Genomic DNA, 14,083 nt, shown 5'->3' with positions numbered 1-14,083 from the left:
GGTGCCCACGATAGCGGTTTTTTTCCAGCGCGGCGATTCCGACCAGAAAGTTCGGTATTCAACTGACCTGGCAGATTGCGGCACCTGGCAGCGATCACAGATTGATAGGGGAGTGCGGGGTTTTTCAGAGAAGCGGTGAGCGCGGGGGTTGCCCGCGCTCATCAACTGCTCAAGTGTTGTTACTTATCCGTTACTGACGATGGACACCGTAAAGACAGCAGTGGTCCCGCTGACCTCATTGCCCACGATCAACAAAGGCTCGCCACTCGGACTGTCATCCGCGGAAATAAACTTGATAGCCTCAGGGCCGAGGTCACCGACAGCGCTTAGGTTTCCGGCGTCCACTTCCTCCTCGATGTCTAGGCTGAAATCGCGTGTATTGATATATTGTACAAACGTAGCCGCTTCCGGGTTGGTGATATCGTAGACCATGATTCCGCCAACACGCTCAAGACCAATGAAGGCATAGGTACGGCCTTCGAGGGTTGCGATTTCCACGGCCTCCGGCTCAGGACCCTTGTCGTCAGAGCGGTCATCCCCCTCGTTATCATCGTTACTGGCGTTGAAGCCCTCACCCAGACGCTGGGCCGTGATGGTCTCGAAGTCGCTGCCGCTGTCGAAAACCAGTTCCCCGGTTCCACCATTCCAGATACTGAATGAGCGCGCACCGTAGGAATACAGACCCTCGTACACACATCCCGGCCCGGGCTGGCCGGTTATAGCAATGGAGTTCCCGCTGCAGCCAGTAACACCGAGATCCCCCACTACCTTGATGCGCCCCAGATTCTCATTGGACACCAGAGTCTCAAGATCCGGCGCAAATCGTGTGAGGTTAGGCAGGTCGATGGTGGCACCGGTGTCGAGAATATCACCGACACGGATCTCATCGAGGTAGTGAAAGCAGTCGCCATCATCGAAATCGAAACCACCCTGCGCGTTGCATTCAGCGAGGTCTGCAGCATCCGTGAGGTACTCGCGCGCATCACCCTCGTTGGCCGTCACCAGATAGGTGACGCCGGCATATTCATAGCTGTCAAAACCGTCAGGCATGAACACGCCGCGCAGGGGCCATTCGCGAATATTGATACCGCCATCGCGATTGCTTGCATCGAGTTCATTACCCAGCAGTGCATGGTCCTTGAAACCCAGCCCGAGCACGGCCGTGATTTCACGCCCCGGGATATCGATAACCGCCAGTGCATTGTTTTCCTGGAGAACGGCCCACGCGGTTGTGCTGTCAGAGGACACCGAGATGTATTCGGGCTCCAGATCCTGGGCAACGCTCGCCGCTTTGGCGGCAACTCTGACATTCGAACCCAGAGACTTGCTGCCACCCGAGTTGAAATCCGTGAAACGCAGGTGAGTGACATTTGCCGCGGTCAGGGCGCCCTCACCGCCAGAGACGTCAATCAGCGTAATGGAACCCTCGGGATCAACGCTGTAATCGCCGTTGGGCTCTCCTTCATTTGCCACGAGCACGGTATTGCCGTCGGGGCTGTAGGTCACCATGTCAGGCAGCGCGCCGGCAACCACGGCACTCAGGAAAGTACCATCAGTCTGGTAGAAAGCCACATAACCGTTGTCCTGCCTGTTAGCTGCCTCTATCGCTACCGCTAAGGCGTCGCCATGCACGGCAACACTGTTCACACCGCCCAGGGCAGGGACAGTTCCCGAATCACTGTTGTCAGCGATGTCCGCGGCTACGTCCAGCGAACGCGCGAGTGTCGGCGTGCTCGGTGACGACAAATCCAGGATATCCAGACGTCCTGAGTTGGCGTTGACCACAAATACCTGTTCCGTCGATGGGTCATAATCGATAATTTCCGCCGCCGACTCGTCGAACTCACCAGTCTCGTAGCGGCCGAGAAATCGCAGAGCAATCGTCGAGACTGTCGCGTCAGTGCCGGAGGCTCCTGCAGGTCCCGCTGGGCCCGCAGGCCCTGCCGCACCGTCCGAGCCATCGTCACCCTCGCAGCCAGCGAGGATAAGGGAAAGGGCAAGTATCGATCCAAACAGCATTGAGCGAAACAGGGTCGTCATCGTGCATTTCTCCTCGGTGCGGTAACGGCTATTGCCACAGTGATGCCTACGATGTGTCAGCAATATTACGAGTGCATGAAGGAAACATGACCGTTAAATGAATAAATCGTGACAACCGCACGAAGGCCTGCCTGGCGCTGGTGTCTACCCCGATGGATGTCGCCCAGTTTTCCCGAGGCCGTGAGGTCAAGCCCCTGCAACACGGTGGTGAAAAACCCAGTACCATTGTCGCGGGACCTTCACGCGACACGACTATTATGCTCATTGAAGCCAGCAACCTCAGCTACGCCTATCGGGAGGCCGGGCAGTCTCACAGCGTTCTGCAAGACGTCTCGGCGGCAATCGCGGCAGGCGAACGCGTGGCTCTGCTGGGCCGCAGCGGCTCGGGCAAGTCGACGCTGCTCAATCTGCTCGGCGGCATAGACCATCCCACCTCCGGACAGGTGACGCTGAACGGCGAGCCCATGGGTCTTCTGCGAGAGCCGGCGCTCACTCACTTCCGCCGACGCCATATCGGCTATGTCTACCAGCGCTTCAATCTCGTCCCGACACTGACCGCGGCCGAGAATATCGCTCTTCCGCTGGATCTCGCCGGCGTATCGCGTAAGGAACAGGACGCGGAGGTACTGCGATGGCTGGATGCCGTGGGCCTCGCGGGGCGCGGCAATACGTTCCCCGATCTGCTGTCCGGTGGTGAACAGCAGCGCGTCGCCATTGCCCGTGCACTGATTCACCGACCCGCCCTCGTACTGGCAGACGAACCCACTGGCAGCCTTGATGCCCAGACCGGCGAGCAGGTGCTGGAACTCCTGTTCAACCGCGCCGGCGACGACCAGCAGGCATTGCTCGTGGTGACCCACAGCGATGACGTCGCCGCACGCGCCGATCGCGTCCTGGTGCTGGAGGACGGTCATCTGCGCAATAACGGGGAAGAGCCGCCGGCATGAGTCCACTGCTGCTGCGCTCCAGCCGACGATTCTTCATTCGCCATCCGTGGCAGCTTGGCCTCACGCTGCTCAGCATCGCCCTGGGCACCGCGGTCATGGTCGCCGTGGATCTCGCCAACAGCGCCGCAACCCGCTCCTTCGACCGCTCTATCGATGTCCTCTCTGGGCCGATGAGCCATGAAATCACCGCGGCGGACGGAAGCATCGCGGAGGATGTCTACCGGACGCTGCGGCTGGACCGGCGTCTGCGTCGCACGCTGCCGCTGGTGGAGGGACGGATCGAGATCAACGGTGACAGCCAGGAGGTCGTCGGCACCGACCCCTTCGCCCTCACTGGCATGGATCTCGGCGCCAGCGCACCGTCCGGACTGGAGGGAGACACGCTGCGGACGCTGCTGACAGAGCCCGGCGGCGTGGTGATACCGCAATCCCTGGCCCGGACCCTCGGCATTGGCAAGGGCGATACACTGACCGCCACCACCAACGTCGGGACTGCCCGGCTCCGCGTTCTCGCCATCACAGACCCCGGCCCGGGCAGCTGGCTCGCTGATCGCATCCTCGCGGACATCGCCACGGCGCAGGACGTACTGGGAAAGCCGGGCAGCCTGAGCCGCATACAGCTGAAGCTGACGGATGCAGAAGCGGCAGCGCTTGACGACAGCCTGCCGGCTGCACTGCAGCTGGAGGCCTATCAACAGAAGCAGGCGACGTTTGCCGAGATGACCGAGGCCTTTCGCGTGAATCTCGCGGCGATGAGCCTGCTCGCAGTGCTGGTGGGCGTATTCCTTGTCTATAACACCATGACCTTCGCCGCGCTGCAGCGGCGCCAGGCATTTGCGGTTATGCGCATGACCGGCGCGAGCGGCGGCCAGCTGTTCCGCCTGCTGCTGGTCGAGGCGGGCGCCCTCGGTCTTATCGGCAGCGCTATCGGCGTGGCTCTCGGCATGGCCCTCGGCCAGGGTCTGCTGGTGCTGGTATCACGCACTATCAGTGACCTTTACGTGGAAATCTCGCCGACTCAGATCGACCTCGCACCGGCAATGGTCCTGCGCAGCGTTGCCATCACCCTGTTCGCCGTCCTTGCGGCGACACTCGTGCCCGCCCGGAGCGTGGCGCGCGCGGCTCCGGTCATTGCCGAACGACGCTCGCAGCAGGAAACCGGCGGACGCACGCCCTGGCTGCTGCTGTCCGCGGGCGTGGCGGGCATGCTGGCAAGCCTTGTGCTGATCGCGCTATCGGGCCAGTCGCTGGTGGCTGGCTTCAGCGCCCTGTTCGTTTTCGTGGTTGGCTACAGTCTGTGCATACCGCCGCTCATGCTGGCCCTGCTGCGCGGCTGTGAACCGCTGCCGCTGTTTCGTCGCAGCATCGGGCGGCTCGCCCTGCGCGGCGTGCAGTCTTCCCTCAGCCGGACCGGCCTGGCAACGGTCGCGCTGGCCATCGCCGTGTCCGCCACGGTGGGCGTCGGCCTGATGACGGGCTCTTTCCGTGCCAGCGTCGCCGACTGGCTGGATACCACCCTGGGCAGCGACCTGTACGTATCCGCAGCCGCCGACAGCCAGGGCGAACGACGACTCGATACCGCGTGGCTGAAGGCCGCGAACAACGTGCCCGGCGTCAGTGACGTCAGCACCGGCAGCAACCGCGACCTGCAGATCAACGGGGAAACCGTTCGCGCCCTGGTGCTGGGCGCCGCCCGCCACAGCGCGCGCGGCTTCGAATTCATCGGCGGCAATCCCGAGGCCGCCCGGCAGCAGTTCAGCGAGGGCAGGGCCCTGATTGTCTCGGAACCCCTGTCCTATCGCCAGGGCATCAGCGCCGGTGACCGGGTACGCGTGCGCAGCGTGACATCGGGTAACATAACGCTGCCCGTGGCCGGTATCTATCGCGACTACAGCTCGTCCCGCGGCATGGTCGTCCTGCCCCGTCTGCTCTACGAGCGTCACTGGCCGGACCGCGACGTCAGCAACCTGGGTATCTCGCTCGCGGCGGATGCCCGCATCGATGACGTGATCGGTGCCCTGCAGGCGCTGGCGGCGCGATTGCCGGGCGATGCAGAGGTCATCTCCAACCGGGCGATTCGCGACAGCTCACTGGCTATTTTCGATCGCACCTTCGTGATTACCGATGTGCTGAAAGTCCTGGTTATACTGGTCGCTTTTATTGGCGTATTCAGCGCGCTCATGGCGCTGTTTCTGGAGAAGGGTCGCGAATTCGCCGTGCTTCGAGCCACCGGCATGACGCCGGGTCAGCTGCAGCGCCTGGTGCTGAGCCAGGCAGCGCTGGTGGGTCTGCTGGCCGGACTGCTTTCGGTTCCGTTGGGAGGGGTTCTGTCGGAGATTCTCATCGACGTCATCAACCGGCGCTCCTTCGGCTGGACCATGCAGAGCCATTTCTTCCCCGCTATCGCCCTGGAAGCGGTGCTGCTGTCCATCGTCGCCGCACTGCTCGCCGCCCTTTATCCCACCCGACGTATCGGTACGGCGTCGCTGCGCGACCGGCTGGCAGGCTTGTGATGCGCGGTCGCATAACACATCTCGCCAGGTTGACGGCGCTGTTGCTGACGGTGCTGTTTGCCGCCTGCGACAACAGAACAGCGGAGGATTCCATGGCCGTGGGCGATGCCCTCGGCGGCATTGCGGCAACCGGCTTTGCCCGTGCGGACAGCCCACGGCAGTTCGTGTTTCCCGGGGATCACGCGGCCCACCCCGATTTTCGCAATGAGTGGTGGTATTTCACCGGCAACGTTGAGGCGCCGGATGGCGATCGCCTCGGCTATCAGCTGACGCTGTTTCGTATTGCACTGGCGCCGGGCTCCCCCGAAAGCCAATCGGCCTGGGCGACGCATCAGGTCTGGATGGGCCACGTTGCCGTCACCGACGTCGCCACTGCCGACCACCGCCATGCCGAGCGCTATGCGCGCGGTGCCGCCGGGCTGGCCGGCCAGTCAATGCAGCCCTTCCGTGTCTGGCTGGAAGACTGGCAGATACGCGGCGATGCAGATGGCAGCTTCCCCTGGACCATTGACGTCGATACTGGCGAATTCGCCCTGCAGTTGACCGTCGACCCTGTCCGGGAGGTCATTCTCCAGGGTGACAAGGGCCTGAGCCAGAAAAGCGCCGCCCCCGGCAATGCCTCCTACTACTATTCAATCACCCGCCTCGCCACACGCGGCGAGATCCGCATCGACGACAGCACCCGCGCCGTCTCCGGCATGAGCTGGCTGGACAGGGAGTGGAGCACCAGCGCCCTGGGGAACGATCAGGCCGGCTGGGACTGGTTCTCCCTGCAGCTCGACAGCGGTGAAGACCTCATGGTCTATCGTCTGCGGAAAACGGATGGCAGTACGGATGAGCACAGTGCCGGGGCCTGGGTTGACGCACAGGGGGTGTCCGAAACCCTTCAGGCAAGTGATTTCAGCCTGCGCGAGGAACGCTTCTGGACCAGCGGCTCCGGTCGCCGCTACCCCGTGGCGTGGACGCTGGAAACTGGCGGCCGCTCACCCACCTTGCGCATCGAGGCCCTGCTGGACGATCAGGAGATGCGCACCAGCGTACGCTACTGGGAAGGCGCCGTGCGCATTGAAGCGGCCGCAACCGGCGAGCACCTTGGCCGCGGCTATCTTGAAATGACCGGTTACTGAGGCTCACGGCATGCGCAGGAAGCGAGCCACCCGGTCACGCCCATCGCCGGCCCGAGAAGCGACAACGGATAGCGGCGGCATTCGCATAGGCGATGAATTCACCGGTACCGTACGCGACATCAGCGCCGCTGGCAGCGGTGTTGTGGAACACCCGAGTGGACGCGTGTTCTTTATTCCCGGCGTGTGGACGGGCGAACAGGGACGGTTCCGGGTTACCGACCTGAAGGGCCGCTTCGGCCACGCCAGGCTTGTCCAGCTTACTGAGGCCTCCCCGCATCGCGTCGCGCCAGACTGCCCACATCATGGCGTTGGCGCCGGGGATTGCGGCGGCTGCCCCTGGCAGTTCGTCGACTATAACGCCCAGTGCGCGGTCAAGGAGGCGCGCGTGCGTGGCGCCATGCAGCCACTTGGCGCCGGTGACGCGGTACAGCCGCTGTGGCCGTCGCCGCACAGCTACGGCTATCGCAACCGCGCCCAGTTCAAGACGGACGGACAGCAACTGGGCTATGTCGCTGGCGGATCGAATACCCTGGCCGCCATCAATGACTGCCCCATACTGACGCCGCCGAACCGGGATACCCTGCAGGCGCTCCTTCGGCGACTGCCGGAACCGGCGTGGAAGCCGTCGCGCAAGCACCTCTGGACGAGTCTTGATATCGACGAGCAGGTGACTGCGGCAGGCGTCGTCCCCAACCAGCGACGCCCTTTCCGCCAGGGCAACACGGCACAGAACCGGCGCATGCAGGAATGGCTGTCAAGCGCGCTGCAGCCCCTCGATCGGGACGAACCTGTACTCGAACTGTTTTCCGGGGACGGCAACTTCACAACCGTGATGGCACAGCTGGGCTTCAGCCACATCACCGCCGTCGACAGCGCCGAGGATGCGATTGCCACACTGGCGGCACGCGATCTGCCCGGCATTACAGCCATTGCCCACAACCTGTATGCGGAAGACGCCTATGACAGCTTGCGCCTGTCGCTCAAGCAGGCGACTGTCCTCGTGCTGGACCCGCCAAGGGACGGCCTCCGGCATATCGATTCACTGCTCAGGCACGGCCGACGCCTGCGCCACGTTTTCTACATTTCCTGCGACCTGGCCACCTTTACCCGCGATACCTCACGCTTTCTTGATGCCGGTTTCAGCGTCAACACGCTGCAGCCACTGGACCCGTTTCCGCATACGCCACACATCGAACTGCTCGCGCATCTGGCAAGGTGAGACGTCTGCCGCAAGGCAAACCGGTACTTTTTCCTGTTACCCTCCCCGCCTTCGTGCTAACCTCCGCCGCCCTTTTCGACGTACCGTGGTGTCCACCGCGTATGGACCACAGTCCTGCAGGGATGTGTGCTCCCGCCGCCTTGCGCCTCCCATAATGCCGACGCGCTGGCCTGCGTACTGGGTAACCAGAGCCACAGGGCCCCGGCATCCAAAGAGGAAAACTCTGGCATGAATACCCTCAAGCAGGAATGGCTGTCCAACGTACGCAACGATCTGCTCGCGGGGTTGGTCGTTGCGCTCGCGCTGATCCCCGAAGCCATTGCGTTCTCGATCATTGCAGGCGTCGACCCCAAGGTCGGCCTTTATGCCTCGTTCTGTATCGCCACCATAACGGCCATCACGGGCGGGCGGCCGGGCATGATTTCCGCCGCCACGGGCGCGATGGCGCTGCTCATGGTCATGCTGGTGAAAGAGCACGGCCTGCAGTACCTGCTTGCGGCAACCGTCCTCACCGGCATACTGCAGATCATCGCCGGCTGGATCCGCCTCGGCACCCTGATGCGCTTCGTCTCGCGCTCGGTGATTACCGGTTTCGTCAATGCGCTTGCCATACTCATTTTCATGGCACAGATACCGGAACTCACCGGCGTCACCTGGCATGTCTATGCGATGACCGCCGGAGGCCTGGGCATTATCTATCTGTTTCCCTACCTCACCAAGGCCGTGCCGTCACCGCTGATTGCGATTGTGGTGCTGACCGCCATTGCCGTGTATCTGGGTCTGGATATCCGCACGGTAGGCGATATGGGGGACCTGCCGGACAGCCTGCCGGTATTCCTGCTGCCCGACGTACCCCTCAACTTCGAGACGCTGCAGATTATCTTCCCGGTGGCCGCGACGCTTACCGTGGTCGGCCTGCTGGAATCGCTGATGACCGCCTCGCTGATCGATGATCTCACCGACACCGGTAGCGACAAGAACCGCGAGTGCATCGGCCAGGGCGTAGCCAACATCACCTCCGGTTTTATCGGCGGCATGGCCGGCTGCGCCATGATTGGCCAGTCGGTGATCAACATCAAATCCGGGGGACGCGGGCGCCTGTCATCCTTCTCTGCCGGCATCTTCCTCCTTGCCATGCTCATGCTCGCCGGCGACTGGGTCGCACAGATCCCGATGGCGGCACTGGTCGCCGTCATGATCATGGTCTCGATCGGCACGCTGAACTGGCAGTCCATTCGCGAACTCACGGTGAACCCGAAAAGCTCCAGCCTTGTCATGCTGTCCACGGTGGTCGTAACGGTAGCCACGCATGACCTCGCCAAGGGCGTTCTCACGGGCGTATTGCTGTCAGGTTTCTTCTTTGCCCACAAGGTCGGTCAGATTCTCGTTATCCGCTCGCACTCCGAAAACGAAGGGCGCGTACGCACCTATCACGTGGTGGGTCAGGTGTTCTTCGCCTCGGCAGACCGCTTCAATGCCTCCTTCGACTTCAAGGAAGTGATCGAGAAAGTGGTCATTGATGTCAGCCGCGCGCACTTCTGGGACATCACCGCCGTGAGTGCGCTGGACAAGGTAGTGATCAAGTTCAGGCGCGAGGGTACCGACGTCGAGGTGATCGGCCTGAACGAGGCCAGTTCGACGCTGGTCGACAAGTTCGCCATCCATGACAAGGATGGTGCCGAAGACCTGATGATGAGCCACTGAGGGAGGTCGCAATGAAGATTGAGGAAAAAGTCCTCGCCTGTGTCGACCAGTCGCATTTTGCGGACCACGTCACCGATTACGCCGCCTGGGCCGCACGTCGCATCGAAGCGCCACTGGAACTGCTGCATGTCATTGACCGACATCCCGAGATAGCCACCAACACCGATCACAGTGGCGCCATCGGTCTCGGTGCGCAGACACAGCTCCTGCAGGATCTCTCGGAGCAGGATGAATCGCGCAGCAAGGAAGCCCGCGAGCGCGGCCGCCTGTTTCTCAATCGATTGCGTGAACGGGCGATGACCGCCGGCGTTGCGGAACCCGACATGCGCCAGCGTCTGGGCGAGATCGAGAGCACGCTGACGGAACAGCAGGACGACGTTTGCCTGTTCGTCCTCGGCCGGCGAGGCCGTTCCGCGGAGGCGACCCAGCGCGACCTCGGCCGCAACGTGGAGCGCGTGGTACGCGCCCTGCGCAAGCCGATTCTTGCGGTTACCGACAATTTCACCGAGCCCAGGCGTGCCCTGTTCGCCTTTGACGGCGGCAGCATCACCCGCCGCGGCGTGCAGACCATCGCCGCCAGCAGGATGTTCCGGGACATGCCGATTCAGCTGCTGATGTCCGGCAAGGAAAACAAGGACTCGGGTAAGCAGCTGGAGTGGGCGGGACGCACGCTGACAGAGGCGGGCCTGGACGCCACCACCACACTGATCCCGGGGGATGCCGAGCGCATCATCGGCAGCCAGGTAATGGACAACGGCATCGACATTCTCATCATGGGCGCCTACAGCCACTCACCGCTGCGCACGCTCCTGCTGGGCAGCAAGACCTCCGACCTGCTGCGATCGGCGCGGGTGCCGACCTTGCTGCTGCGCTGACGGATGCTGACGTCGGCCTTTCGCGACAGATTGACAGTCACTGTACTGGCAGGCGGCGGGCTTTCAGGCAGGCAAAGCGCAACGGCGGCGAGTGCGAAAACCCAGCAGCAGCAAACCCAGGGCAAACGCTGACAGGGTTGATGGTGCGGGGACATCCATGAATCGGTAGTTGTTGAACTGCAGGGTGTAATCCCCGGTGAGCGCTCCGTTTTCGTTTACAGGGCGTAACAGCGAATTGCTGATGAAGTTTCCGTCAATATGGCCATTGAAGGCCGTGACATCAGCCCGCGGGGCGAGAATGCTGCCCTTGAAGCCGATGCCGCTCATCGTGATTTTCGTTGCATTGACGAAGTTGAACAGTATCCGGTTGGTCAGACTTCCATCGTGGCGAAACACATCGGGGTCGTTATCCGGCATCTTGTTGTCGCCACTTCGTAACTTCCCATCCGCGTCGACACCGGCAATCGCCATATGGTGGAAGCCGAGGTTGCTCAGATTCACCTCCTGATCGAACACATTGATGACTGCCGTCGTATAGCGCGGCATATCAAACAGAAAGCTGCTGACGTTTGCCAGGCGACCCAACTCCAGATTGAAAACTGCCTTTTTGCCCGCGCCGGTAAACTGTACGTTGCCGTAATCATCGCGTGAGACCTCGCCACTGCTCTGCCAGGTTCCCCAGTCACTTGACTTCGCTTTCAGCTCATCACCGATAGCTGAAAAATTCAGGGGGAGCGCACCGACTCTAGCATTGCCCGATGCGTCATCAGGATTATCACCGTTGTAGAAACCGACGTTTTCAGGGTGGATTGCATTGGTGCCGCCAATGACGGCGTTGCCGCTATACATCCTGCCATGCTGGAAATCTGCGCTACCGCCGACAACAAGGTCATCCCGTGCCCCACGTGAATTGCTGAGCTGCATTCCGACGGCATAGTGTTCCAGCGTAAGGTTGCCACCCACCGCCAGGCGACCCTCGACGTCCGAGTGATAACCCTGCATATCGCCCAGAATAAAAGCGTTGAACGTACCCGCAACACCAAGATCCGGCATCATGAGCGTTGCGTGCTCTGCTGCGCAATATCCTGTTATGGCGGGTACGGGTCAACGAGCAGGGGCCGGCAGTCTCCGGAAATGCGAGCTGCGCCACACCTTTGCGGCCACAGCGAAGGGGAAGTACATCCTGATCCGGCAATGAAGGCAGAGAAGGTGCGCAGCGAAACAGGCATGGGGAGCTGTTACGGCTACATGCTATTCTTCATCCCATGTGGTCACAGCACACACTGCAAACGCGAACCCGTGGACGAGGCACCTATGACGTCACGGCTGAGATTGACCAGGGCATCGCCGACAGTGGCATCACCACCGGTCTCGCGCATGTCTTTCTGCAGCACACGAGCGCATCGCTCATCCTCTGCGAGAACGCGGATCCGGATGTCAGGCACGACCTTGAGGGCTTTCTGTCGCGCCTTGCACCCGATGGAGACCCACATTACCGACATGACCAGGAGGGGCCGGACGACATGGCTGCGCATCTGCGCACCGTGCTGACATCCAGTTCACTGACACTCCCCATCGCACAGGGACGACTGGCGCTTGGGACCTGGCAATCTGTCTATATCTACGAGCATCGCACGGCGGCGCACACGCGATCTATCGTGATCACCCTGCAGGGAATTGGCGACTGATATCGCTTCAGACGTCTTCCAGCCGGAAGGACAGCGTGGACAGACCTCCCGGCGCTTCCCGCTTGCCAAGGCCGATGTAGCCATTGCGAAGCAGCGGCAGTTCGCCGCGATGCACCTGCACAGGCGACTGCCCTTCCAGCGCGAGCCAGGTACCGTTGGTAGATTGATCGACCAGAACATAGAAGCCATGACGGAACTCAATGCGGGCGTGATGCCGGGATACACACTCCCCGTCCACGACGATGCTGCTGTCCGCGTCGCGGCCAAGGGTCACCAGGGAAGCGTGGTCCGACACGGTCAACTGAACTGCCGCATGCTCCAGAACCAGCTGACGGGGAACCACTGAGTGCGCTGCGGCTGGACCCGTGGGCACTGCCGTCACGTCGGAGGTATCCTGCTCCCAGGTAACGCTGACAATGTCCAGCGGCGCCTCGCGTCCGGGGATGGACGTAGCACCAAGGTCACGACAGCGCTCCTGAAGACTCATACCCACCGCATCCCGGGTGCTGCGACTCGTGACAATCTGCCCACTACCGGCGAGTGCAACCATTCTGGCAGCCGTGTTCACGGTACTGCCAAAAACGTCGCTTTCCTCCGCCAGAACATGGCCATGATGCAAGCCTACGCGCAGCCCCAGGGCCTGCTCGCACATTTCCCGATCATCGTGAGCCCAACGCTGCATGCCGATGGCCGCATGCATGGCGAGATCGGCGCCTGGAAAGGTCGCCATGACCTCGTCGCCAATGGTTTTGACGACCTGACCCTCATGCTGAGCGATAACGTTTGCGCAGCTGTAAAGCGCATGCTGGATGATCTTGCGCGCAAGTTCATCGCCGCGGCCCTCAAACAGGCGTGTGCTGCCGGTGACATCGGCGAAGACAACAGTGCAGTGTTCTTTGATCATGCCGCAGGATGATAGGCCATCGGGGCGGCGGGCTCCACAACACGGGTCGACGTAGCACCTGCCAGTATTGAGGGGTTCCCTGCGCTTTGCTATTCTTTACCAGGCGTCGACAAGGTTTTTTGGGCCTCTGTCTCGTCTCATTCCTCGTCGTGTTTTCCGCCCGTAGCTCAGCTGGATAGAGCGCTGCCCTCCGGAGGCAGAGGTCGCAGATTCGAATTCTGCCGGGCGGGCCATGTTTTCGGGTCCGGTGTGACGAGGCCCCCGGCCATGTAGAGGTCCCGTAGCGACCCCTGTAGGCACCTCAGATCGGCACCATAACCACCGCAAGTCACTGATATCATTGCCGATGTGGTTAAACCCATATAGACGAGCGGTCTCCGCCGTGGTATCCTGCTGGCATCGTCGAGCGACATAGACGACACACAAAGGCATAGGCAAGGACGCCGCCGCCGCATGACCGGATTAGTGGATGCTGGCTACGAGCCATAAGCCGTCCTTTCGTAATTGTTAGCACAGCCGACTCTTACGCTTGCGCTTCCGGTATACAAGAAAGCGTGAAGTCATGCTCAGGACTGCTGGAATGGCAGTTCGTGGAGACTTCGAACCCTTACTTTTAAAAGTTTGGGGGAGAAGTCTCTGCATCTAGAAAACACGGGCTCTCCCCCGCCGTTAACAGGAGAGATTCGTGATGTATGATGCTCAAGATTTCGGGCTCATTGATTTTAATGCCCTCCCCCTTCGTGTTGTAGCCAGTCAGCTAGTTAGAGCAGCGCAAGTTGGCGACAACTATGAGCTCTCCCGCCGCACGTTCTATCGAATGCTGCATAACGGGAACATCCTTCCCCCGCAAATGAATCAGGGAACAGGCCGAAACCCGGTTTATACCTGGTATCGCCCCATGTTTGAGGATCACGTTAATCTGCTGATCATCAAAGATGCCAACGGTCGCTGGTACGACGTCCGCAATCCTGACCGTTACATTCCGATTGCCCCAGGCTTTCGCCCGAAGAACGAATGCGAGGCTCACTTGCGAGCCTACGACGACGTAGCGTAAGGGAGGGGGCAG

General features: G+C 61.5%; 11 protein-coding genes and 1 tRNA gene. 9 read left to right on the top strand and 3 right to left on the bottom strand.

Annotated features, from left to right (window positions below):
* Positions 1-183 precede the first annotated feature (183 nt).
* Entirely contained in the window at positions 184-2,040 is a 1,857-nt protein-coding gene (locus EV688_RS04895; RefSeq protein ID WP_117317223.1) for a choice-of-anchor I family protein, read from the bottom strand.
* A gap of 257 nt (positions 2,041-2,297) precedes the next feature.
* On the opposite strand from EV688_RS04895, the gene EV688_RS04890 reads away from it, so the two are divergent.
* The 6 genes from EV688_RS04890 to EV688_RS04865 all read left to right on the top strand — a co-directional run bounded on the left by EV688_RS04890 (position 2,298) and on the right by EV688_RS04865 (position 10,425).
* Entirely contained in the window at positions 2,298-2,987 is a 690-nt protein-coding gene (locus EV688_RS04890) for an ABC transporter ATP-binding protein (protein ID WP_117317544.1), read from the top strand.
* Positions 2,984-5,500 carry an FtsX-like permease family protein gene (locus tag EV688_RS04885; protein ID WP_117317225.1) on the top strand — a complete coding sequence of 839 codons (2,517 nt, stop codon included), beginning with the start codon at positions 2,984-2,986 and terminating at the stop codon, positions 5,498-5,500. The genes EV688_RS04890 and EV688_RS04885 overlap by 4 nt, the downstream gene beginning before the upstream one ends.
* Positions 5,500-6,627, top strand: a complete 1,128-nt coding sequence (locus EV688_RS04880; RefSeq protein WP_205686604.1) for a lipocalin-like domain-containing protein — start codon at positions 5,500-5,502, stop codon at positions 6,625-6,627. The genes EV688_RS04885 and EV688_RS04880 overlap by 1 nt, the downstream gene beginning before the upstream one ends.
* 10 nt (positions 6,628-6,637) lie before the next feature.
* Positions 6,638-7,846, top strand: a complete 1,209-nt coding sequence (locus EV688_RS04875) for a class I SAM-dependent RNA methyltransferase (RefSeq protein WP_117317227.1) — start codon at positions 6,638-6,640, stop codon at positions 7,844-7,846.
* A 228-nt stretch (positions 7,847-8,074) separates the two neighbouring features.
* A complete protein-coding gene (locus EV688_RS04870) occupies positions 8,075-9,550 on the top strand; it encodes a SulP family inorganic anion transporter (RefSeq protein WP_117317229.1) in 1,476 nt (491 codons plus the stop codon).
* Between the two features lie 11 nt (positions 9,551-9,561).
* Positions 9,562-10,425, top strand: coding sequence for a universal stress protein (locus tag EV688_RS04865; RefSeq protein ID WP_117317231.1), 864 nt, complete (start codon positions 9,562-9,564; stop codon positions 10,423-10,425).
* A 63-nt stretch (positions 10,426-10,488) separates the two neighbouring features.
* On the opposite strand, the gene EV688_RS04860 is transcribed toward EV688_RS04865, so the two are convergent.
* Positions 10,489-11,481, bottom strand: a complete 993-nt coding sequence (locus EV688_RS04860; RefSeq protein WP_117317548.1) for a choice-of-anchor A family protein — start codon at positions 11,479-11,481, stop codon at positions 10,489-10,491.
* A gap of 209 nt (positions 11,482-11,690) precedes the next feature.
* Between EV688_RS04860 and EV688_RS04855 the strand changes: the two genes are divergently transcribed.
* Entirely contained in the window at positions 11,691-12,113 is a 423-nt protein-coding gene (locus tag EV688_RS04855; RefSeq protein WP_117317233.1) for a secondary thiamine-phosphate synthase enzyme YjbQ, read from the top strand.
* A 7-nt stretch (positions 12,114-12,120) separates the two neighbouring features.
* On the opposite strand, the gene EV688_RS04850 is transcribed toward EV688_RS04855, so the two are convergent.
* Entirely contained in the window at positions 12,121-13,017 is an 897-nt protein-coding gene (locus EV688_RS04850; protein ID WP_117317234.1) for an adenylate/guanylate cyclase domain-containing protein, read from the bottom strand.
* A 156-nt stretch (positions 13,018-13,173) separates the two neighbouring features.
* On the opposite strand from EV688_RS04850, the gene EV688_RS04845 reads away from it, so the two are divergent.
* A tRNA-Arg gene (locus EV688_RS04845) sits at positions 13,174-13,250 on the top strand.
* A gap of 455 nt (positions 13,251-13,705) precedes the next feature.
* A complete protein-coding gene (locus EV688_RS04840; RefSeq protein WP_117317236.1) occupies positions 13,706-14,071 on the top strand; it encodes a hypothetical protein in 366 nt (121 codons plus the stop codon).
* The last annotated feature ends 12 nt before the right edge of the window (positions 14,072-14,083 follow it).

The sequence above is a fragment of the Chromatocurvus halotolerans genome (assembly GCF_004340525.1).
Lineage (GTDB): Bacteria > Pseudomonadota > Gammaproteobacteria > Pseudomonadales > Halieaceae > Chromatocurvus > Chromatocurvus halotolerans.
This window is presented reverse-complemented; position numbering and strand designations above follow the sequence as displayed.

Excerpts from the sequence above, each read along its gene's own strand:
- EV688_RS04885 (WP_117317225.1), top strand. The coding sequence starts at position 2,984 with ATGAGTCCACTGCTGCTGCGCTCCAGCCGACGATTCTTCATTCGCCAT.
- EV688_RS04870 (WP_117317229.1), top strand. The coding sequence starts at position 8,075 with ATGAATACCCTCAAGCAGGAATGGCTGTCCAACGTACGCAACGATCTG.
- EV688_RS04875 (WP_117317227.1), top strand. The coding sequence starts at position 6,638 with ATGCGCAGGAAGCGAGCCACCCGGTCACGCCCATCGCCGGCCCGAGAA.
- EV688_RS04890 (WP_117317544.1), top strand. The coding sequence starts at position 2,298 with ATGCTCATTGAAGCCAGCAACCTCAGCTACGCCTATCGGGAGGCCGGG.
- EV688_RS04850 (WP_117317234.1), bottom strand. The coding sequence starts at position 13,017 with ATGATCAAAGAACACTGCACTGTTGTCTTCGCCGATGTCACCGGCAGC.
- EV688_RS04880 (WP_205686604.1), top strand. The coding sequence starts at position 5,500 with ATGCGCGGTCGCATAACACATCTCGCCAGGTTGACGGCGCTGTTGCTG.
- EV688_RS04840 (WP_117317236.1), top strand. The coding sequence starts at position 13,706 with ATGTATGATGCTCAAGATTTCGGGCTCATTGATTTTAATGCCCTCCCC.
- EV688_RS04860 (WP_117317548.1), bottom strand. The coding sequence starts at position 11,481 with ATGATGCCGGATCTTGGTGTTGCGGGTACGTTCAACGCTTTTATTCTG.
- EV688_RS04865 (WP_117317231.1), top strand. The coding sequence starts at position 9,562 with ATGAAGATTGAGGAAAAAGTCCTCGCCTGTGTCGACCAGTCGCATTTT.
- EV688_RS04855 (WP_117317233.1), top strand. The coding sequence starts at position 11,691 with ATGTGGTCACAGCACACACTGCAAACGCGAACCCGTGGACGAGGCACC.
- EV688_RS04895 (WP_117317223.1), bottom strand. The coding sequence starts at position 2,040 with ATGACGACCCTGTTTCGCTCAATGCTGTTTGGATCGATACTTGCCCTT.